20 protein-coding genes are annotated in these 21,835 nt (G+C 53.1%); 4 read left to right on the top strand and 16 right to left on the bottom strand.

The features are described 5' to 3' along the window. Positions 1-182: 182 nt before the first annotated feature. The gene (locus ACE99V_RS15870; RefSeq protein ID WP_400492199.1) at positions 183-866 is read left to right on the top strand and encodes a zinc metallopeptidase; all 684 of its coding nucleotides are present in this window, start codon (positions 183-185) and stop codon (positions 864-866) included. A gap of 66 nt (positions 867-932) precedes the next feature. Here the strand turns inward: ACE99V_RS15870 and ACE99V_RS15865 are convergent, their stop codons facing one another. The 11 genes from ACE99V_RS15865 to ACE99V_RS15815 form a co-directional block, all read right to left on the bottom strand. Further along, positions 933-2,012 carry a tartrate dehydrogenase gene (locus tag ACE99V_RS15865; RefSeq protein ID WP_400492198.1) on the bottom strand — a complete coding sequence of 360 codons (1,080 nt, stop codon included), beginning with the start codon at positions 2,010-2,012 and terminating at the stop codon, positions 933-935. Beyond that, a complete protein-coding gene (locus tag ACE99V_RS15860; protein WP_400492196.1) occupies positions 2,009-3,019 on the bottom strand; it encodes a hydroxyacid dehydrogenase in 1,011 nt (336 codons plus the stop codon). Before ACE99V_RS15860 ends, ACE99V_RS15865 begins: the two co-directional genes overlap by 4 nt. 19 nt (positions 3,020-3,038) lie before the next feature. Continuing rightward, positions 3,039-4,232, bottom strand: coding sequence for a thiolase family protein (locus tag ACE99V_RS15855; RefSeq protein WP_400492195.1), 1,194 nt, complete (start codon positions 4,230-4,232; stop codon positions 3,039-3,041). Between the two features lie 17 nt (positions 4,233-4,249). Then, the gene (locus ACE99V_RS15850) at positions 4,250-5,398 is read right to left on the bottom strand and encodes an acyl-CoA dehydrogenase family protein (protein WP_400492194.1); all 1,149 of its coding nucleotides are present in this window, start codon (positions 5,396-5,398) and stop codon (positions 4,250-4,252) included. Positions 5,399-5,418: 20 nt separating this feature from the next. Then, on the bottom strand, positions 5,419-6,195 hold the full coding sequence (locus tag ACE99V_RS15845) for an enoyl-CoA hydratase/isomerase family protein (RefSeq protein WP_400492193.1): 777 nt from the start codon (positions 6,193-6,195) through the stop codon (positions 5,419-5,421). 27 nt (positions 6,196-6,222) lie between these two features. Beyond that, complete coding sequence (locus ACE99V_RS15840) at positions 6,223-6,888, bottom strand: 3-oxoacid CoA-transferase subunit B (RefSeq protein ID WP_400492192.1); 666 nt, start codon at positions 6,886-6,888, stop codon at positions 6,223-6,225. Next, a complete protein-coding gene (locus ACE99V_RS15835) occupies positions 6,869-7,564 on the bottom strand; it encodes a CoA transferase subunit A (RefSeq protein WP_400492222.1) in 696 nt (231 codons plus the stop codon). Before ACE99V_RS15835 ends, ACE99V_RS15840 begins: the two co-directional genes overlap by 20 nt. Before the next feature lie 71 nt (positions 7,565-7,635). Continuing rightward, entirely contained in the window at positions 7,636-8,403 is a 768-nt protein-coding gene (locus tag ACE99V_RS15830; RefSeq protein WP_400492191.1) for an IclR family transcriptional regulator, read from the bottom strand. 5 nt (positions 8,404-8,408) lie between these two features. Further along, the gene (locus ACE99V_RS15825) at positions 8,409-9,263 is read right to left on the bottom strand and encodes a 3-hydroxyacyl-CoA dehydrogenase family protein (protein WP_400492190.1); all 855 of its coding nucleotides are present in this window, start codon (positions 9,261-9,263) and stop codon (positions 8,409-8,411) included. A 101-nt stretch (positions 9,264-9,364) separates the two neighbouring features. After that, positions 9,365-10,780 carry an amino acid permease gene (locus ACE99V_RS15820; RefSeq protein ID WP_400492189.1) on the bottom strand — a complete coding sequence of 472 codons (1,416 nt, stop codon included), beginning with the start codon at positions 10,778-10,780 and terminating at the stop codon, positions 9,365-9,367. A gap of 57 nt (positions 10,781-10,837) precedes the next feature. After that, positions 10,838-11,926 carry an aromatic ring-hydroxylating oxygenase subunit alpha gene (locus tag ACE99V_RS15815; RefSeq protein WP_400492188.1) on the bottom strand — a complete coding sequence of 363 codons (1,089 nt, stop codon included), beginning with the start codon at positions 11,924-11,926 and terminating at the stop codon, positions 10,838-10,840. 133 nt (positions 11,927-12,059) lie between these two features. On the opposite strand from ACE99V_RS15815, the gene ACE99V_RS15810 reads away from it, so the two are divergent. Next, a complete protein-coding gene (locus ACE99V_RS15810; RefSeq protein ID WP_400492187.1) occupies positions 12,060-13,238 on the top strand; it encodes a CdaR family transcriptional regulator in 1,179 nt (392 codons plus the stop codon). A gap of 32 nt (positions 13,239-13,270) precedes the next feature. Here ACE99V_RS15810 and ACE99V_RS15805 read toward each other — a convergent pair whose 3' ends face one another. Together ACE99V_RS15805 and ACE99V_RS15800 are read right to left on the bottom strand one after the other, a co-directional pair. Next, on the bottom strand, positions 13,271-14,476 hold the full coding sequence (locus ACE99V_RS15805; protein ID WP_400492186.1) for an ABC transporter substrate-binding protein: 1,206 nt from the start codon (positions 14,474-14,476) through the stop codon (positions 13,271-13,273). Positions 14,477-14,501: 25 nt separating this feature from the next. Beyond that, positions 14,502-15,668: an NAD(P)/FAD-dependent oxidoreductase gene (locus ACE99V_RS15800; protein WP_400492185.1), complete on the bottom strand. Its 1,167-nt coding sequence runs from the start codon at positions 15,666-15,668 to the stop codon at positions 14,502-14,504. 153 nt (positions 15,669-15,821) lie between these two features. Between ACE99V_RS15800 and ACE99V_RS15795 the strand changes: the two genes are divergently transcribed. Further along, complete coding sequence (locus tag ACE99V_RS15795; RefSeq protein WP_400492184.1) at positions 15,822-17,051, top strand: CdaR family transcriptional regulator; 1,230 nt, start codon at positions 15,822-15,824, stop codon at positions 17,049-17,051. 41 nt (positions 17,052-17,092) lie between these two features. Here ACE99V_RS15795 and ACE99V_RS15790 read toward each other — a convergent pair whose 3' ends face one another. From ACE99V_RS15790 to ACE99V_RS15780, 3 genes are all read right to left on the bottom strand, one after another. After that, the gene (locus ACE99V_RS15790; protein ID WP_400492183.1) at positions 17,093-17,470 is read right to left on the bottom strand and encodes a PH domain-containing protein; all 378 of its coding nucleotides are present in this window, start codon (positions 17,468-17,470) and stop codon (positions 17,093-17,095) included. A 123-nt stretch (positions 17,471-17,593) separates the two neighbouring features. Continuing rightward, positions 17,594-19,075 (bottom strand): aldehyde dehydrogenase family protein, encoded by a 1,482-nt coding sequence (locus tag ACE99V_RS15785; protein WP_400492182.1) that lies wholly within the window; start codon positions 19,073-19,075, stop codon positions 17,594-17,596. 27 nt (positions 19,076-19,102) lie between these two features. Next, a complete protein-coding gene (locus tag ACE99V_RS15780) occupies positions 19,103-20,278 on the bottom strand; it encodes an LL-diaminopimelate aminotransferase (RefSeq protein WP_400492181.1) in 1,176 nt (391 codons plus the stop codon). A gap of 185 nt (positions 20,279-20,463) precedes the next feature. Here ACE99V_RS15780 and ACE99V_RS15775 point away from each other — a divergent pair, with 185 nt between their 5' ends. Next, positions 20,464-21,381, top strand: coding sequence for an NAD(P)-dependent oxidoreductase (locus ACE99V_RS15775; RefSeq protein WP_400492180.1), 918 nt, complete (start codon positions 20,464-20,466; stop codon positions 21,379-21,381). Positions 21,382-21,835: the final 454 nt, after the last annotated feature.

Raw genomic sequence — 21,835 nt, 5'->3', positions numbered from 1 at the left:
AAGAAAGAGTGCTTTTTTTGCCATATATAAGCATACAGTTATATTGTCAAAATTGGTCAGACATTGTACAATTTAATTGAAACGGGTGAACCGGTTCATCGTAAGAAGAAGTACAGGACAGAATAAAAGGGTACAGCCGTTATACGTACCCATACAAATAATCACTGAGGAGTGAATGTACGATGTTTTTTCACCCCATGGACTTTCTCATTCTCATCGCGTTCGGTTTGTCGCTTTGGGCCCAGTTCCGTGTGAAAGGCACCTTTAACCGTTACGCGGACGTACCCGCCTCTTCCGGTTTGACCGGGGCGGAGGCCGCACGCCGGATGCTGGACGCCAACGGTTTGTCCCATATTCCGGTACAGCATGTTCCCGGTACGCTGACAGACCACTACGACCCGATTGCCCGCGCGGTGCGTCTTTCGGATCCGGTTTACTTCGGCAATTCCATCGCTGCCTTGTCCGTCGCCTGCCACGAGGTAGGTCACGCCGTACAGCATAAAGTTTCCTATCCGATGCTGGTGGCGCGTCACCGCATCTTCCCGATTGTCAATATCACCTCGGGAATTGCGCCGCTCCTGCTCTTGGCCGGATTTTTCTTCAAAGCCGCCAACCTTTTGCTGTTGGGGATTATCTTCTTCTCCGCTGCGGTCGCTTTCCAACTGATCACCCTGCCGGTTGAGTTCAATGCAAGCAGCCGGGCCAAAGCAATGATGGTGAAGATGGGCTTCATCCGCAACGTGGAAGAGGAAGGTGTCAACAAGGTTCTGGGCGCCGCTGCCCTGACGTACGTCGCTGCTGCCATGATTTCCGTCCTGGAGCTTGTGAAATACCTGATGATCTTCAACAGCTCCGACGAAGAGTAATGCAAGGGTAGACATTAGTGAAAAGGTACAGCTTCCCTACGAGGCTGTACCTTTTTTCGTGGTCTGCTATCCGAGGCGTTCCCTCAGCTTCCGGCAAACCGCATCGCCCACTTCTACGGTGGTTGCTTTGCCGCCCAGGTCAGGAGTGACGGCCACTCCCTCTTCCAGCACGTCTTCCACTGCCTGCATCACGGCATCGGCAAGCTGTTCTTCCCCGAGGTGTTCCAGCATCATGCTGGTGCACCAGATGGCTGCAACCGGATTGGCGATGCCTTTGCCCGCAATGTCGGGAGCGGAGCCGTGAACCGGTTCAAACATGGAGGGGAAGTTCTTCTCCGGGTTGATATTGGCCGACGGAGCAATGCCCAGCCCGCCCACGATGGCAGCGCCCAAATCGGTCAGAATGTCGCCGAACAGGTTGGAAGCGACCACGACGTCGTACACGTCGGGTCTGGAAACGAAAAAGGCTGCCAGTGCGTCGATATGCACAATGTTGGTCTGCACGTCCGGAAACTCCTGATTGATCTTGTGTACGTACTCATCCCAGAACGGCATGGTGTGGTTGATCCCGTTTGACTTGGTTGCGGCGGTCAGCCTTTTTCTCCTGCCTTTCTCCTGAGCCAGCTTGAAGGCGTAGCGCAGCACTCTCTCCACGCCTTGGCGGGTAAAGACACTGCTTTGAATCGCCATGTCCTGGCTGGTGCCTTCGTACATGCGGCCGCCGATGCTGGAGTATTCCCCTTCGTTGTTTTCACGGATGACGATAAAATCGAGATCTTCCCGCCCCCGGCCGGCCAGCGGGGATTGGATGCCTCGCAAAAGCTTCACCGGCCGAATGTTGATGTACTGCTGAAACCCGCGGCGGATGGGCAAAAGCAAGCCCCAGAGCGACACGTGATCGGGTACGCCGGGATACCCGACTGCCCCCAGATAGATGGAGTCAAACGGTTTTAACAGCTCAAGACCGTTATCCGGCATCATTTTTCCGTGCCTGGCGTAATACTCGCAGCTCCACTCAAAACTCTCGTACTGCAAAGAGAGCCCGCCGTCCAGCTGGCATACCGTGTCCAGTACCTTTTTCCCTTCCCGAGTGACGTCTACGCCAATACCGTCACCTGGAATCAGTGCGATAGAATACTCTCTCATAGCCCCGCTCCTTTTATTTGATTCCTCTGTATAATCACTTCAGGATTCCCGATAAACTCCGGTGTTTCCCCCGCCAGCAGCCGCAGCACGTTTTTCGCCACCGTCGTCGCCATGATATAGTTGCACTCCACTGTGGTTCCTCCCACGTGCGGAGTCACGATCACGTTTGGCAAGGACAAAAGAGGCAGGTCCGGCTGCGGCGGCTCCGGGTCAAACACGTCCAGCCCGGCACCTGCAATGATTCCGGTATTCAACGCCTCGTACAAATCATCCTGCTTCACCACCGCGCCGCGGGCCGTGTTGATCAGATAAGCGGTCGGCTTCATCAGGGAAAAGTGGCGCTTGTTGATCGAGCCTCTCGTGTCGGCCGTCAGGGGGATATGCAGACTGACAAAGTCCGATTCAGCGAACACTTTGTCCATGTCGGTTGTCAGTTCGATACCCAGCTCTTCTATAAGGCCGTGCTTGCTTTTGTCGTACTGTCTGACCCAGACGGTTACGTCCATCTCCAGCCCCAGCTTTACGCGTCTCGCCACTTCCTTGGCGATGCTGCCGAAGCCGATGATGCCGACGCGTTTGCCTTTCAGCTCCCAGGTTTTCAGCACGGTTCGTGATGAGTAGTTGCCCTTGCTCATCTCCGCATGAAACGGAATCAGCGATTTACCCAACGCCATCATCAGGGTAACGGCATGCTCCGCCGTAGACGCGGCGTTCACGGAGGGAGCATGCAGCACCGGGATTCCCTTGGAGGTGGCGTACTGTACGTCGATGTTGTCCAGTCCGACACCCGCGCCGGAGATCACCTTCAGATGGGTAGCGGCATCCAGAATCTCGCGGGTAATTCGGGCGGGGGCACGCAGCACGATGCCGTCCACCTCTTGGACCCGTTCGCACAAGTGGGCCACATCGTAGTTGTCGGTGCGGATCACTTGCGCCCCCTCGTGAAGGATTCTCTCCCCCGCTTCGTGGTACATGGACAGAATCTGCAGAACTTTTGGTTTCGCCATGATCCCTGCTCCCTTCTGTTTACACGCGCAAATTCTCTACGATGGTGGCCAGGCCCTGGCCACCGCCGATGCAGAGCGTTACCAGACCATAGCGGCTTCCGCGCCGCTCCATCTCGTACATCAGCTTGGTCATGAGAATGGCGCCGGTACCGCCAATCGGGTGTCCCAATGCGATCGCCCCGCCGTTCACATTCAGCTTCCTCTGATCAATCCCCAGCTCTTTCACGCAGGCCAGCGTCTGCGCCGCGAAAGCTTCGTTCAGCTCGATCAAATCAATGTCCTTCATCGTGAGCCCCGCCTGTTTCAGCGCCTTCCACGTGGAAGGAACAGGTCCGATTCCCATGATTTCCGGGGAAACGCCGGCAGAGGCCTGGGCAACGATCCGAAGACGGGGGCTTAGACCGCGTTTTACCGCTTCTTCTTCGGCCATGACCAGCACCGCGGCCGCTCCGTCGTTACGCCCGCTCGCATTCCCCGCCGTTACGGTACCGCCCTGTTTGAAAACCGGCTTCAGCTCCGCCAGCTTCTCCAGAGACGTTGGACGAGGGTGTTCATCCGTGTCAAACACGATCGTCTCTTTTTTCTTTTTCAACTCAAATGGAACGATTTCGTCCCTGAACTTGCCGTCGCGAATGGCTGCCGCCGCTTTCTCCTGGCTTGCCAAGGCGAATTCATCCTGCTCCTGGCGGCTGATACGGTACTTCTCAGCCAAATTCTCCGCTGTCATCCCCATGGTCAGGTGACCGTACACCTCAATCGGCTGCGCCCGCGGCTGGCTTTCCGTGTTGGGATCTACGATCTCCGCGTTTCCTGCTTCGTAACCGTAGCGCGCCTTGCGAAGATAGTAGGGAGCGGTACTCATGCTCTCCGCTCCACCGGCCAAAACGATGTCGGCGAAGCCGCACATGATCTCCTGAGCCGCGTTGTTGATCGCCTGCAGGCCGGAAGCGCACTGGCGGTGCACCGTATATCCCGGCACTTCGATCGGCAGTCCCGCCCGAAGCGCCGCCAGCCGAGCCAGGTTGGGGTTGTCGGAGCTTTGCTTTGCGTGCCCCCAGACCACCTGGTCGATCGCTTCTCCTTCCACCCCGGTCCGTTTGAGAACCTCGCGCATCACTTTTTCCGCCAAAAAGTCAACCTCAACGTCCTTCAGGGTACCGCCCATACGGCCAATCGCCGTTCGGACACCGTCCACAATCACCACATTCCGCATTGGAATCCCCCCTTCTCTTATGCAAATTCCCGCTTCAATTCGGCGGCGATGATATTCTTTTGGATTTGCGTGGTGCCTTCGTAAATTTTTGTGATGCGGGCGTCGCGGTAGTACCGCTCAATCGGGTAATCGCGCATGTAGCCAATGCCGCCGTGAATCTGCACAGCCAAGTCTGCCACCCGGTTGTACACCTCCGAGCCGTACAGCTTGGCGATGGCCGCTTCCTTTACCACCCGCATCCCCTCGTCGCTCATCCAAGCCGCTCGGTAAGTCATGGCGCGGAGCACTTCAATCTCCGTTGCCATCTCGGCAAGCATATGCTGCACAGCCTGCTGCTCAAAAATCGGTTTGCCGAACTGCACCCGCTGCATCGCGTACTCCATGCTCATCTCCAGCAGCTTTTGGCAGGACCCGAGGTTCCTCGCGGCGAGACCCGCTCGGCCGTTGGCGAGAATCTTCAACGCATTGACATAGCCGTTTCCTTCTTCGCCGAGCACGTTCTCCTCCGGTACTTCCATATCCTCGAAGAACAGCTCTGCCGAGTGGGAGCCCCGCAAACCCATTTTTCTCTCCACCGCCCCCAGCTGAAAGCCCGGGAAATCCTTTTCGACGATGAAGGAGGTGATGCCTTTTGCCCCTTTGCTTGGGTCAGTCACCGCCATGACGGTAAAAACGTGCCCGCAGACGGCGTTGGTGATGTAGTGCTTGGAGCCGTTGAGGATATACCGGTCTCCTTTTTTTACTGCGGTTGTTTTCAGGCTGGCCGCGTTGGAACCGGCGCTTGGCTCTGTCAGGGCAAAGGCACCGATCCATTCCCCTCTCGCCATCTTCGGCAGATACTTTTGCTTCTGCTCTTCCGTCCCCAGCTCGACGATCCCTACCGTACCGATTCCCGTGTGGGCGCCGATCAGGGTGGTAAAGCCGTTATGCGTTTTGCCCAACTCTTCGTAAATGGCGCACTTGCCCACCATGTTCAAACCCAATCCGCCGTACTCCTCCGGGATGCTCAGCCCGAACAGTCCCATCTCCCTGGACAACGCTACGATGTGTTCCGGGATCTCATCCTTCTCTTCGATCTCCATCGCCACCGGCTCCACTTCGTTCAGGACAAAATCCCGCACCACCCTGCGCAACAATTCGATATCTTCCGAAAAACGAAAATCCATTCTTCTCCACTCCCGTCGCGTTATTTTCCGGTAAATTGCGGCGTCCGTTTCTGCAAAAACGCCTGTGTCCCCTCCTGCTTGTCATCCGAACCCATCAGCACCGTCTGGGCCAGCTTTTCCAGGAACAGCGCCGAAGTCATCTCGATGTCGGCCCCTTGATGTATCACTGCCTTGGCCAATCGCACAGCGAGAGGTCCCTTTGCGGCGATTTTGCCTGCATATTCTTTGGCGACGGGCAGCAGTTCTTCCGACGGCACCGCCCGGCTGACCAAGCCGATCTGTTCCGCTCTTTCGGCCGTAATGATGTCCCCGGTCAGAATCAGCTCCATCGCCCTGCCTTTTCCGATGATGCGGGACAAGCGCTGCGTTCCGCCCGCTCCCGGCATGATCCCCAGGCTCAGTTCCGGCAGACCGAGCTTGGCGTGAAACGCCGCTACCCGAATGTCACACGCCAGCGCCAGTTCCAAGCCGCCGCCCAGCGCAAATCCGTTAATCGCGGCAATCGTCGGCTTCTCGTACTCCTCGATTTTTCGATAGGTGGCGGTCATGTTAGGCATCAGCGCCTCGATCATCGTCCGCTTGTGCAGCTGAGAAATGTCGGCGCCGGCCGCGAACGACTTCTCGCCCGCCCCTGTGAAAATGACCACGCGAACGTCCTCGTCGTACCTCCACTCCTCCAAGGCTCGCTCCATTTCGCGCAGTGTGTTCAGATCCAATGCATTGCGCACATCCGGCCGATTGATCATCAGGAGCCCGATTCCCTCCTCTTTGCGAATTACGATCTGTTGAAAATCCATCTTCTCCCCTCCCTTATCCAACGCACGCTACCAGACCATCGTCCTCAAATCGCGGGCCAGCTCGAAGCGGGCTTCCGTCAACCGCCTGATTTCGTCCAATGAGCAATCCTCGGCGATCTCCTTTAAAAACAGTTGGCCGTTTTCCACCGTAAAGACCCCTTTTTCCGTCACGATCATCTCCGCGGAACGAATCCCGCTTGTGGGATACGTCAGCTCCCGCACCAGCTTTGGCTGCCCCTCCTTTGCCACGTGGGTGATGGCAATGATGATTTTTTTTGCGCCCGGCACCAGATCCATCGCTCCTCCCACTCCCAGGATGTCTTCTCCGGGGACAGCCCAGTTGGCAATCTCGCCCGTTTCGCTTACCTGCAGCGCCCCCAGTACAGCGACGTCGATGTGACCGCCGCGAATCATGACAAAGGAATCGGCACTGGAAAAGAGGGACGCACCCGGCGCAAGCGAAACAGGGTACTTGCTGGCACTGATCAGGTCCATGTCGATATCATCTGGGGTCGGAGTAGGGCCCATCCCCAAGAGTCCGTTTTCCGACTGAAGAAACACTTCCTGGTCAGGCCGCAGATAATCAGGAATCAGTGTCGGAATCCCCACTCCCAGATTGACTACCGTTCCCGACTGCAGTTCCCGGGCAATCCGTTTGGCAATCCGAACCCTGTCAGGATGAAGCTTTTTCAACGTATTCGCCTCCGATCTTCCGATAGCGGTTCAGCACCACGATATCCACGTAATTATGCGGGGTGACGACGCTCTCCGGATCCAGCTCACCCGCTTCCACTACCTCATCCACTTCGGCGATCACCAGGTCTGCTGCGGTGGCCATCATCGGGTTAAAGTTGCGGGCCGTTCGGGAATAGATCAGGTTGCCCAGCTTGTCGGCTTTCCACGCCTTGATCAGGGCGACGCGCGCTCGGATTCCTTCGATCAGGATGTACCGTTCACCCCGGAACGCACGCTCTTCTTTTCCTTCCGCCAGTTTCGTTCCCACACCGGTCTTGATGTAAAAGCCGGCAATGCCCGCTCCGCCTGCCCGAATCGCTTCCGCCAGCGTCCCCTGCGGCACCAGCTCAATCTCCAAATCTCCGTTTTTCCACGCTTTTACCGCATCCCGGTTTGAGGTGAAATAAGAACCTACCGCCTTTTTCAGATGGCCGGTCAAGAGCAGTTTCCCCAACCCTTTTCCCGATTCCCCCAGGTTGTTGCTGATCACGGTCAGGTTTCTGGCCTGATTCTGAGCCGCAATGGCGTCAATCAGCGTAAAAGGAGTCCCGCACAGGCCGAATCCGCCGACCAAGAGCGAATCGCCGTCCGCAATCAACGCTACCGCTTCCTCGGGTGTCTTAAGCTTTTTCATCTGTAATGAGCCTGCCATGCTGTATCCTCCTTTCAATAACAGTTGCCCGTTTCAATAATTGAAATGCCATTTCAGTAATTGAACATACAGCCGCACTCCCGGGATATCTTTCCAGCAGTCCGCTTTAATCTGGCGATGATGTGTTCCGTTCGTTCCTGGCTGAAATGGTCGCCGGGAATGGCGATGGTCAGCGAGGCGATCACATTGCCGGTGTGATCCCGGATCGGCGCCGAGATGCCCAGTGTGCCGGCCACATACTCTCCATAGCTGATGGAGTAGCCTTTTTCGAGTATCTCCTGCAAAACCTTGCGCAGCTCATCCGGATCGGTAATGGTCGATTCCGTATAGGGAGACAGCTTCAGCTGGCTCAGGATCTCCTCCCGCTCCGCTTCCCTCATGTAGGCGAGCAGCAGACGGGGCGCCGATCCGACGTAGAGGGGCGTGCGCAGGCCGATCCTGGTAAAGAGCCGCATCGGCTGGTCGGTTTCCACCCGCTCCACGTACACCGCATGGCCCCGGTCAAGGATGACCAAATGTACCACTTCATTTACCTCATCACGCAAGTTCTCCATGTGTGGCAGGGCGATCTTTCTCACTTCGATCTGCTCGGCGACGAAATTGCCCAGCTCCAGCAGGCGAAGCCCCAACTGGTACTGCTTGTCGTCCTGATTGATGCTGCTGCGGGTGACAACCCCCTCTTCTTCCAGTGCCTTTAGAAACCGGTACGCGGTCGGTTTGGACAATCCCGACATCCTGGCGATCTCCGCCAGGGAAAGTCTGGGACGCTCCGACGTAAACAGCTGCAGCAGCCTGAGTGCCTTTCCCACGCTCTGATTCATGGAATTTACCTTTCGTTGTTGTAGATGTAGAATCCGGCACCCGATTTGCGGCCCAGCCGTCCGGCCTTCACGTATTTGATCAACAGCGGGCACGGCCGGTATTTTTCTCCTAGCGTTTTGTACAGGTACTCCATGTTTCTAAGACGGGTGTCCAATCCAACCAGGTCAGCCAGCTCCAACGGGCCCATCGGATGGTTCAAGCCCAGCTTCATCGCCTTGTCGATATCCTCGGCGGAGGCGACACCCTCCATCAGCATGTTCATCGCTTCATTGCCGATCAGACAGTTCATCCGACTGGTAACAAATCCGGGAAACTCGTTTACCTCCACCGTCTCCTTGCCTAGTCTGCCCGCCACTTCCTTGGCGATTTTCACCGTCTCGTTCGAGGTATCCAGCCCGCGGACAATCTCGATCAGCTTCATCTTGTGAACCGGGTTAAAAAAGTGCATGGCAACGCATTTGTCCGGCCTGCTGGTTTGTGCCGCAATTTCCGTCGGACTCATCGTGGAGGTATTGGTAGCGAGAATGGTATGCCCCGGACAGAATTGGTCCAGCAGTTTGAAGATTCCGACCTTTACGTCCATCAGTTCAAATACGGCCTCGACCGCGATATCTGCCTGCTTCACCGCTTCTTCCATGCTGGTGGTGTAGATGATGTTTTCCAGCGCCTGCTCCGCCTTCTCCGTGGCGATGTAGCCCCGCTCGGCACTCTTGCGCATTTCTTTTTCGATGTAGCTTTTGGCTATGTCAAGCGCTTCCGCGTTTACGTCATGCACATGCACAACAAAATCGCCGAGTGCCGCGACATAAGCGATTCCTCGGCCCATGGTGCCGGAACCGATCACCGCGAAGTGTTTCATCCTGTCTCCCTCCTTCTCAAACTACAGAAAATTCCGGTTTTTATTATCGTTTTTTGCGGTGGCAAAAACCCCCGGATAACCGAGGGCGGACAGCATTATTCTCAGCTCGCATTTTCGTTGGCGATGGGCGGGATTTGCTCCCTTTTTTTGCTATGGATGAAATGGAAGTACAAGTAGCAGGCGGCGACGAAGCCAAATCCGATGAAGAATGAGGTGCGCTGAGCCGGGTCATAGGCGGTAAACCCGAAGATGAACAAACACATCGCGATGGCGAGAATCGGCACAATCGGGAAGAGCGGTGCGGCGTACTTGAGTTCGGCCACTTTTCCGCCTTCCTTCAAATACTGCCTGCGGAAATTGAACTGCGAAAGGGGAATGATCATCCAGGCAAGCGTACCTGCGATCGCACTGACGGAATACAGGAGGATAAACACCGTTTCCGCTGCGATGACACTTGTCAGCAGGGACAGCAGGGCAAAAGCAAGCGTTACAATCAAAGAGTAGAGCGGAACTCCCCGTTTGGATACCTTGGCGAATATCGAATGCGCCATGCCGCTTTGGGAGAGCGAATACAGGATGCGGGTACTCGCGTACAAGCCGGAATTGCCTACCGATAAAAGTGCGGTCAGAATAACAAAATTCATAATGTCGGCGGCATACGGGATTCCGATCGTATCAAAAACAGTCACAAATGGACTTTCCAGCAATCCGGCTTCCTTGTAAGGGATGATCGCGGACAAGACGAAGATGGCCAGAACATAGAAAAGGAGGACGCGAAACACGATGGTTTTGATCGCTCTCGGTATATTTTTTTCCGGCTCTTCCGTCTCTCCGGCAGCAATCCCCATCACTTCAGCTCCCTGGAAGGCATAGATGACGGTCATCAACGTAATGAACACACCTGTGAACCCATTGGGGAACAATCCGCCGTCACCGGCAAAGTTGGAAAAGAGCGGGGCGGGTTTGTCACCCATGCCTACCAGTCCAAAAATGGCGGCTCCGCCGATCATAATGAACAGGATGACGGCCATAACCTTGATCCCTGCGAACCAGTACTCGGTTTCGGCAAATCCTTTTGTGGTCAGCGCGTTGAGCGAAAACAGCAGAACGACAAACAGAGCGCTCCAAATCCAAATCGGGGTGTCGGGAAACCATCGCTGCATGAGAATGCCGGCTGCCGTGAACTCTGAACCTACCGTCGTGGCCCAGCTCATCCAGTAGACCCATCCAACCGTAAATCCTGTAGCCGGTCCGATAAATTTGGTTGCGTGCGCTTGAAAGGAACCGGTTACCGGCATAACCAGCGATAATTCCCCCAGACACATCATCACCAGGAACACCAGCAACCCGGCTATCAGATAAGCGAGGATCGCTCCTCCTGGTCCAGCTTCGCCAATTGTATAGCCCGAACTCAGGAAAAGCCCGGTTCCGATGACTCCGCCCAAAGAAAGCATGAATAAGTGCCTGCTTTTCATCGCCCGCTGCAATTGTGTGCCGTTCCCTTGTCCAATTGACATAGGTTTCCCCCCTTCAAAATGACAAAGCATAAAGATAAGCGCTTTCAAAGAACCTTCTCATTTTGAAGGTAACGGCAATACTCCTTGCAGCGCTTCCTGCACAAGCAAGTGAAAATGATGCACGCAGTTTTCCGTCAGTGAAAATCGTCCTTGCGTGTACGCACCGGTATTCAAGCCTCTCTGTACCACTTCGCAAATTTCCAGGTCTTCTCTGCGAACGTCCAGATCGATGGCAAACAGCTCTTCCTCTTCCTTGGTCATCGTCTCATTCATCAAGAAAGTGGTATACACATACCTGGTAGTCTTGTGATCAATCGGAATGGAGCGGTGAACCGAGACATTGGCCGGTCCCGGGTCGAAGGAAAACCACATATTCGGATACAGCCAGTAATATCGCCCGCCTTGTCCCAACGCATACTGGTCTGCTGCTTTCCCTTTTAGTGGGACACCCTGGTAAATATAATTTTGAAACATACTCACTTCATAGTGTTCCATGTCCAGCTTCTGCACCAACGATTTATGGACGGTAGGACAGTGATCGCATTCCAGATAGTTGTCGATTCCCACTTTCCAGTTAGACCTGCAAACAGTTTCAACCACTCTGACCCTTTTCAGATTTTCAAATGAAAACCGCCTAAAGCTCTCAAACAGTCCGCCAAATATCTCCCCCATCGGTCGGGCGTTTGGATCTATGTTGACGAAGAGAAAGGATGCCTGAATTTCCAGGCGAACCGGTTTCAGGCAAAAATCCTCTTGGTTGAAATGTTCGACGCCTTTCATATTGGGCGCTTTATTCAACCGGCCGTCCGTGTGGAAGGTCCAGGCATGATACGGACAGGTGAACAGACTTTTGTTTCCTTCTCCCTCCACCAGCTTCGCCGCGCGGTGCGTGCATACATTGTAAAAAGCCCTGACAACACCATCGTTCCCACAGGCAATCATGATCGGTTTATCGGCAACCTCAGCCGTAAAATAGTCGCCTGGCCGCTGTACCTGGCTGATATGCCCGACGTACTGCCACGTCTTGCTGAAAATCTCTTTTTTCTCTACTTCCAAAACGGACGGATCGGTATACAGCCATGCAGGCAGCGTATAGGCCTGGCTCAATGTTTCGCTTACTCTCACGTCAGTGTGGGCCAATTTCACTTCCTCCTCTCCTTTAACAGTGCGAATTTATTGTATAATACAAATTATCAGAAAACATATGTGTAATTTGAACAAAAATCAATTCATGCGATATCATTGATTTTGTCTCTTTTAACAGGGAGGACGGATCTCTTTGAAAATTCTCGAGCATATTGCCCAAGACATCGCCCAAAAGACGACCGCAATCCTGGGTTACCCCATCAGCATTACCGATAAGGAGGGGTACATCATCGGCTCTACGGACCGCAGCCGGCTGGGAATTTTTCATCAGCCTTCGCTGGAGGTGCTCAAGCGAAACGGCATGGTGAATTGCCAGACGGAAGAGGAAAAAAAGATTCTTCCCGGCGTTTCCGTTCCGTTGATGTTTAACAACAAGCCCATTGGCGTTCTGGGGATTGTCGGCGATCCGGCAGAAGTGGAAACGTACGTACAGCTGGTGAAAAACCACGTGGAAATGATGTGTCAGGAAGCCTTTCGCAAGGAAATGATGGATCTGGAGTCAAAAATGATCGAGGTGTTCGTCCAGCAGATCATACATCTTGCCAATGAAGAAGACGCCGACCACATCCTGCAGTACGCCAGAACGCTGGGCTATGATCTGGAAATCAACCGTACCTGTATTCTCATCGATATCCACATGAAAACGGAGTTTCTCGACAAGCTATCGTTTTCGTATTTTCAGCGGGACGTGCTCGACTTTCTCACCTTGATCTTTCGTGAATCCAAAGACGACATTATCTCTTTTTTAAATGTGGAGCGCTTTATCGTCATCAAGTCAGCGAAGTCAGCGGACGCCCATTCCACCTTTCTTGGCACCTTGGAGCAAAAGCTGCAGAAACTGAACAAATTCCTGGAATCAAAATACCAGTGTTCCGCCGCCATGTCGGTCGGTGATACAAATAAAGGCATTGGCGGGATTGCCGAGTCCTACCGCAACGCAACAAAAGCGATGCTGGCGGGAAAAAAGACGAACCAGAAACCGAATATCTACCACTACGACCATTGGGATATCACGCTGAATCTTCTCCCCAAGGAATTGACACCCGACCTGCAAAAGAAACTGATCAAGATCATCGGTTCCTTGATCGAGCAGGACAACTACGACGTACTCGCCTCCACCTTCCTCACATACTGCAAGCACAACATGAATTTGAGCGAAACGGCCAGAAACCTGTACATCCACCGCAACACCATCATTTATCGGCTGGAGAAAATCAACGAGCTGACTTCGCTCGATTCCAGCAGCTTCGAACACTGCATGCTGCTGTATACAGCGATGCGTTATTATGAAACAACCCCCGCCTCTCTTTAAGGGCGGGGGGGCTCGCTTCGTACTGCGGTGATTTATTCTACTCTTCCGATCAAGACGGACTTGCCGTTTTCAAACTTGTACATGAACACATCCGCCAGTGTGTTGTCCCCTTTATCATCGAACGAAACCTTCGTAAACATGCCCTGGAAGTCCTTCGTATGATGGACGGCCTCCAATACCTGTTCGCGACTCGGCTTTTTGCCGCCGTTGGCCTCGATCGCTTTCTTCACGCCGTGCAAAATCACGCTCATCGCATCATATCCGTAGACAGAAAAGGTCTCTGGCTTTTTGCCGATTTTGCTCTCGTAATCAGCCGCCCATTTCTTTCCTTCCTCCGTCTGGGTCACATCGCCTGCTGCCGAGGAGAAGACCACACCTTCCGCCGCCGGTCCGGCGATCTTCAGAAAATCTGACGAATCAAGCCCGGCTCCCCCCATGAAGATCCCCTTATAATTTTTCTCTCTCGCCTGTTTTACGAGAATCCCGCCTTCCGGATAGAGTCCGCCGAAGTAAACGAGATCAGGTTCGAGCGACACGGCACGGTTTATCACCGAGCTGTAATCTTTTTCTCCAGGTGTAATGCCTTCGTAGCCAAGAATTTGTACGCCATCCTTTTCAAATTGCCCTTTTACTTGATCAGCCAAGCCTTGACCATACGCGGTTTTGTCATGAATCAAAAAGGCCGTTTTCACGCCGAGTTGATTTTTTGCATAAATCGCTCCTTTCGGGCCTTCCTGGTCGTCTCTCGCACAAATCCGGTGTACCGTCTTCTTTCCTTCCTCGGTCAGTTTTACTCCCGTATTGGCGGGAGACACCATCACCAGTTTCCCCTCTTCATACTTCACGGACGACGGAACGGCCACACCCGTATTGTAGTGACCCATCACTCCCAATACATTGGGATTGGAGACAAGCATCTCGGCATTGGCTACGCCCTGCTTGGGATCCCCCTGATCGTCCTGCGGGAATAGCTGAAGATCAAAACCCAGCTTTTTAAATTCTTCCTTTTGCTGATTGAGCGCCAGTTCCGCCCCCGATTTGATCGCATCACCAACGGCAGACTGCGATCCGGAAAGCGGGGTTTGCGTCGCGATGAGGATCGTTGTGTCCCCCCCTGCAGAACTGCCATTGGAAGTACTGCCCTGTTGGGTGGAGGGTCCGCTGCTGTTCGTGTTGCCCGCGCATCCGGCGATAAGCATAGCCCCTGAAACAAGCAAAGCAAGAAAGCCCTTTTTCATACAACGCGCCTCCTGTTTTTGGTTTTTAGACAACTGCATCTTCGATAATCAGATCGTTCTCGGTAAACCTTTCTACTCGCAGCGGGGTTAAGTCGATCGTTTCATATTTTCCGGTACGGATCAGTTCGGAAAGCCCTTTTCCGACAGCCGGAGCCTGCTGCATGCCGTGTCCGCTGAACCCGAACGCCACATAATAGCCTTTTTTTCCAGGATGTCTGCCAAGGATTGCATTATGGTCTGCTGTGTTGAAATCGTATAAGCCGGCCCAGCCCCTTTCGATCTTCGCCTGCTCAAAATTCGGAATGCGTCTGGCCAGGACGGGCCACAGCTGTTCAATGAAGTACGAGCGTTTCCAAGTAAAGTCGTATCCCGGCTCTCGTTCCTCCGCATAGCCCGCAATCAATTTTTCACCTTCATGCCGGAAGTACACCCCTGTAGGGTCAATGGTCAGCGGCAAATATTTTTGCAGAGGCTGCACGACATCAAACTGAAATACTTGTCGGGGGAGCGGAACAACCGGCAGGGGAAGTCCCAGCTTGCCGCTTAATGCAGGGGCCCATGCTCCGGCGCAATTGACTACCACCGGGGCACGGTATTCACGGCCGTCGGCGAGACGGACTCCGGTGATGACGTCCTGTTCGCTCAGAATCATTTCCACGTCCTCGTAGATGTACTCTGCCCCCAATTTTTTTGCACAGCGGATGTATCCCTGCATGACTGAATACGGATCCAGATATCCGTCTTCCGCACAGTACAAACCGCCCGCCAAATCATCAATATGCAGTTCCGGGACAATATCCAACAGCTCGTTTCCGGTTAGTACCTGAGACGGGACGCCGTATTTTTGCTGAAGCATTTGATGTTTTTCCAAACGGGGCAGCATTTCTTCCGTGGCTAAAAACAAATACCCGCGCTGCTTGAAGTCGATTTCGGCATGTTCTCCGTCAACCGCCATCGTCTCGGGAAATGTTTGATAGGCTTGCAGACTGAATCGGCTCAGTTGAATGTTGATATCGGTTGTGAATAATTGCCGGATGCCGCCGGCGCTTCGCGGAGTGGAGGCGTACTCATACACCTTGTCCCTCTCAAAAATGATTATTTTTCCGCTGTATCCATCGTTTAGGAGATTGTATGCTATACTGGAACCGATGACACCCCCGCCCACAATAATGACATCTGCCGCGTTCTTCATATGAACTCCCACCTTTTTGTCCCAACTGAACCCTGCTTGTTTTTACATGGTACCAAGCCCGAAGTTGTCAAACTATGTGAAATATTCACAAAATTAACCGCGCTTAATCCGAAAAAATATGTGACTTTTTCACGTACATAGGAGGGGCATGCGATGATTTTGGAAGAAATTGCGCAAACGGTAGCAGAAAATACAGCAGAGATTATTGGACATCCCATCAGCATTACCAACGAAAAAGGGTATATTATCGGCTCTACGGACCGCAGCCGGTTGGGAACATTTCACATGGCATCCATCGAGGTTTTGACCAAAAATGATACGGTCAGTTACGGTTTCGAAGATGTGAAGTCCTTGGAGAACGTGTTGCCGGGAGTAGCGTCGCCGATCATTTTTGACCGAAAAGCGATTGGCGTACTGGGGATCATCGGAAATCCGCAGGAAGTCAAAAAATACGTCCAGCTCGTAAAAAGCCATGTGGAATTGTTGTGTCAGGAATCTTTTAAAAAAGAAATGACCGTTCTGGAAACAAAAGCGATTGATTCCCTGATCCATTACCTGATTCACGTTGACGCCAAGACCGATATCGAGCATATCCTCCGCTATGGAGCCATGCTGGGATACAATTTGGAGGGAAACCGCGTCTGCCTGTTGATCGAGATCAACATGCTGAACCTTCATTCGTCCGAAAGCCTGAGAGAACCCTACGATAAATTTTCGCTTCAATTCTATCAGAGAGAAGTAATCGATACGGTCAAACTGATCTTTCAAGACAGCAAACAGGATATCATCTCGCTGTTAAACCCGGAGCAATTCATCATTGTCAAATCACTCGACCGCAACGAAAGCACGGAATCGTTCATGAAATCAATCGAACGGAAGACTGCACAGCTGAATGCATATGTGCAGAGGAAATACAAGTTGAATGCAGCTGTCGCAGTCGGAGACGTGAAAAAAGGAGTAAGCGGGCTGGCCGAATCCTATCAGAATGCCTCAAAGGCGCTGGCAGCCGGCAAACGAACGAATCTGGAACCGAGACTCTATCGCTATAATGATTTGCACATCATGCTGGAGCTTTTAACCTGGGAAGTAAGCCCCAGTATTCGAAAAGGCTTGTCCGATCTTGTAAGCGCTTTACTGCATTCTGACAACTTTGCCATCCTGGCCCAAACCTTTCTCACTTATTGCAAATGCAACATGAACGTAAGTGAAACGGCGCGAAGCTTGTTTATCCACCGCAATACCCTGGTCTACCGATTGGAAAGAATCAGGGAACTGACCAGACTGGACGTAACGAATTTTGAGCATTGTCTGCTGATCTATATCACGATCAAAAACTATCAGCAGCAGATGATGCTAAGAGCGCATGAAAAAAAGAGCCGGTAAATTCCGGCTCTTCAGGGTGTCAAACAAGTGGATGCTGAGCGTTACTTGCAAACGTATTCAGCTAAAACACTCTGCAGTTCGTAAATATTCAAATTCTTATTAAATTGTTTTTGAATCGGTGTCGCATTTCCTGAAATCCAGATTTTCAGTTCGGCATCGAGATCAAAATTCCCCGCTGTTTCGATGCTGAAATGAGTGATGCTCTTGTACGGAAGGGAATGATACTCTACCTTTTTTCCGGTCAGCCCCTGCTTGTCGATCAAAATTAATCGCTTATTCGTGAAAATAAACATATCCCGAATCAGCTTGTATGCCCTGTTGACGTTTTCACCATTAGCCAATATTTTCCCAAATTCTTGTTGGACCTCTGCGGCGTTGACTTCCGAAGCATTTCCCATTAATCCGTCGAAAATTCCCATGAGAATGACCTCCCTTGTTTTTTCGTCTATTATTACATATTTCCTTCCCTGAAGGTTAAACGTAATAGAAACAGCCCGAATCGACGCGATGTCAATTCGGGCTTTCCCATCATTGTGTGTTATTTAGTAGTTGTCAATCTGCGCACGCTGCAGCTTGCCGCTGTAATCCACGTAGATGGACTTCCACTCGGTGTAGACGTCCAGCGCGGCCACTCCGGAATCGCGATGACCGTTTCCTGTTCCTTTCGTACCCCCGAACGGCAGGTGAATTTCCGCACCGGTCGTCCCCGCGTTTACGTATACGATTCCGGTATCGAGATCCTGCATCGCTTGAAACGCCCGATTGATGTCCCGGGTGAAAATGGAGCTGGACAGCCCGAATTCGACGCTGTTGTTTACCTCGATGGCTTCTTCCAGACTTTTTACCGGAATGATGGAGGCAACCGGCCCGAAAATCTCTTCCCTGGCGATTCGCATGTCAGGTTTTACGTCGGTAAAGAGAGTGGGGGCGTAGAAATTGCCTTTTTCCAACCCGTCTTCCGTTACAATTCTGCCGCCGCAGAGCAGTTTGGCTCCCTCGTCCAGACCGATTTTGACATACTCGTCGATCTTTTCCAACGAAGAACGATTGATCACCGGACCGACGTCCACCGATTCGTCCAATCCGTTGCCCAGCTTCAGCTGCGCTATGCGCTCCAGCAGTCTTCGCTCCAGCTCATCCTTCACCGCCTCGTGCACGATGATCCGGCTGCAGGCGGTGCATCGTTGCCCGCTTGTACCGTAGGCACTCCAGATGATTCCGTTTACAGCCAGATCAAGGTCGGCATCCTCCAATACGGTAACGGCGTTTTTCCCGCCCATTTCCAGCGACGTCCTTTTCAACATGCCGCCAGCGCGTTCATTGATCTGTCTGCCCACCTCGTTGGAGCCGGTAAACGATATGAGATCAATCTCGGGGTGATCAACGATTGCATTCCCCACTACGCTTCCCGAACCATACACCAGATTCATCAGCCCTTTGGGCAGCCCTGCCTGTTCGTATATGCGGACAAATTCTGCCGCGATAAACGGAGTTTCCGAAGCCGGCTTCCACACAATCGCATTGCCGGACACCAAAGCAGGCAATGATTTCCATGAAATGATGGCGATCGGGAAATTCCACGGTGTAATGAAACCGGCAATCCCGACTGGCACGCGGACGCTCATCGCAAACTTGTTGCGCAGCTCGGACGGAACGGTGTCGCCAAACAGGCGGCGCCCTTCCCCGGCCATGTAGTAGGCCATGTCAATCGCTTCCTGAACTTCTCCTCTCGCCTCCTCAATCACTTTCCCCATCTCCTGGGTGAGGATTTGCGCCAACTCTTCCTTTCTTTCCTTCAGCAGCTCGCCGACTTTATACAGAATTTCCGCCCGTTCGGGGGCCGGTACGAGGCGCCATGATTTTTGCGCCTGCTTCGCTGCCTGCACGGCGCGGTCAACGTCCTCCCTCGTGGACTGTGTCACTTCCCCCAACACTTCGCCGGTAGCCGGGTTTGTATTTACTGCAAACCTGCCGGATGCCGATTCCACCCATTCGCCGTTGATGTAGTTCAAATAACGTTTCATAAATTCCCTCTCCTTATCTGCCTATGATCATCGTGTGGCAATCGTTACTTTTTGCTTGATCCGCTCTACCGCCTCATACAAGCGCTCAGTCGGCACGGACAGGGAGACGCGGAAATACCCCTCGCCGGACGGACCGAAAGCACTGCCGGGGGTCAGAATCACGCCGGTTTGATCCAACACGCTTGTCACAAACTCACTGGATGTATATCCGTCGGGCACCGGCGCCCAAATAAAGAAGCTCCCTTTGGGCGGCGGAACATGCACGCCGATGGTCGCAAGCCCGTCGAGCATCGCTTTCATGCGCTCCCGGTAAATCCGGTTGTGTTTTTCGATGCAGCTTTGGTCGCTGTTCAAGGCAAAGGCGGCTGCCTTTTGGATGGGAGTAAACTGACCGGTGTCGGTATTGTTTTTATAGACAGCCAGTGATTTGATGATTTCCTTGTTGCCCGCCACGTAGCCGATCCGCCAGCCGGTCATGTTGTACGTTTTGGACAGGGAGCCAAATTCCACCGCGACATCTTTGGCCCCTTCCACCTGAAGAATGCTTGGCGCCTGATAGCCGTCAAACGTAATCATGTTGTAGGCAGAGTCGTGAGCGATCGGAATGCCGTGAGCACGGCCGAACGAGACTGCTCGCCGGAAAAAGTCCAGATCCACCGTAGCGGTAGTGGGATTGCCCGGATAGTTCAAAATCATCAGGCTGGCACGCTGAATGATCTCTTCCGGGATCGCATCCAACTGGGGCTCAAAATTGTGTTGTTGTTTCAGCGGCATGTCGTAACATTCGCCGTTCGCCAGGAGGGTGGCCATGCGGCAGGGAGGATAGCAGGGATCAGGCAGCAGCACGACGTCACCCGGATCAATCAAAGTCGGAATAAGATGCGCTATTCCCTCCTTGGAGCCAATCAAGGCGAGCACTTCCGTCTCGGGATCCAGCTCCACCTGAAACTGGCGCCTGTAAAAATCGGCCACCGCCTGTCTAAACTCGGTACACCCGATAAAACTGGGGTACTTTAAATTTTCCGGACGCCGAACTTCTTCGATCAGCTTCTCCACAATATGCTCCGGCGTAGGAAGATCAGGATCGCCTATCCCCAGGTCAATCACGTCAACTCCCGCTTTCTTCATCGCTTCTTTTTTCTTGTTGAGCTCAGCAAACATGTAGGGAGGGATTTGGGCAACCCTGTTGGAGCGATAACGCATGATCCGCATTCACCTTCTTTCCTGGGATACGCCATGGGAAACAGGCTGGGGTCTGATAAGCTAACTGTATAACGTTTCAGAATGGTAAGCCATGTTCCTTTTACACAAAAATGAGGCAGGTGTTCCCGCCGGAATCCGTACAGTTTTCACAAACCATGATGGAGGCCGACTGCTGGACTTGAACGGTGAATGATGAGAAAATAAAGGCGATTCCATACGCGAAAGAGGAGTTACATCAGATGAAAATTGGATGGATTGGATTAGGAAACATGGGAATCCCCATGGCCGGCAACCTGCTGTCCGCCGGTTATGACGTGACAGTGTGGAACCGTACGCCCGACAAGGCAGAGCCGCTGCTTGCCCGCGGTGCTGGGATCGCGGACAAGCCTTATCACCTGTTGGAGCAGTGTGATGTCGTCTTCACCATGGTCAGCGACGACACTGCTGTGAAAGCCATCTACATGGAGGCGGACGGCCTTCTTTCGGGAAACGCTCGTGACCGTATTCTCGTCGACATGAGTACAGTGTCGCCGGAAACCTCCCGCTTCCTCGCCGAGCGATGCAGGCAGGCCGGTCACCGCTTTCTGGACGCCCCCGTATCAGGCAGCGTCGGCCCGGCGCGGGAGGGCAAGCTGATCATTATGGCGGGCGGAGAGCAGGAGAGCTTTGATCGCGTACGCCCACTCTTTGACAAACTGGGCAAGCTGGCGCTCCATCTCGGTCCGAACGGCTCCGGCAGTTCCGCCAAGCTGGCGATCAACCTGCTGTTGGGAATTACCGTACAGGGCGTTGCGGAAACTGTCCTGTTTGCCCGGGAAATGGGCATTCCGACGGAACAGATGCTGACCATCATCTCCGAAAGCGCAGTCGGAACACCGTTGATCAAAGGAAAAGCGGCAAGCATTCTGGCCGACGAATTTCCAGCGGCGTTTGCGTTGAAACACATGGCCAAAGACCTGCGGCTTGCCCGCCAGGCCGGGGCTTCCTCCCCTTTGGCCGAATCGGTCTACGCCAGCTACCAGTCCGCTTTGCGCGAAGGATTGGGCGATCTGGACTTGATGGCGATTCTTCGGTATCTGAATGGTGCAAAAGTGGAAGCATAGGATGTTAAAAAAAGCTTCGATTGAAGCCCTCTCGAAGAAGCTGGTTCTTCGTTAGAGGAAACTTTTTATGCGTTCCGGAACGTTTATTTCAGGACGCTTTCACACGGTGAAGCCCTTAAACTTTCCTACACGATAAAAAAAGCTTCGATTGAAGCCCTCTCGAAGAAGCTGGTTCTTCGTTAGAGGAAACTTTTTATGCGTTCCGGAACGTTTATTTCAGGACGCTTTCACACGGTGAAGCCCTTAAACTTTCCTACACGATAAGAAAACCCACCCGGCATAAGCTATCCTCGACCCACTCGGCGTTAGCTAGTTACTCCTGAAAAAATCGTTTTTTGGCAGAAGCATCTCATTGTGGTGAATCTCAGGGGGCTACTGTGTAACTGTATCCGTTAATCGTTGCTTATTTGGCCATTTGGGCTGCTCTTCTGAGGTTATGAGCCCAGATTCCGAA

Origin of the sequence: Brevibacillus soli (assembly GCF_044759095.2) — a bacterium.
Classification (GTDB): domain Bacteria; phylum Bacillota; class Bacilli; order Brevibacillales; family Brevibacillaceae; genus JBIYSM02.
This window is presented reverse-complemented; position numbering and strand designations above follow the sequence as displayed.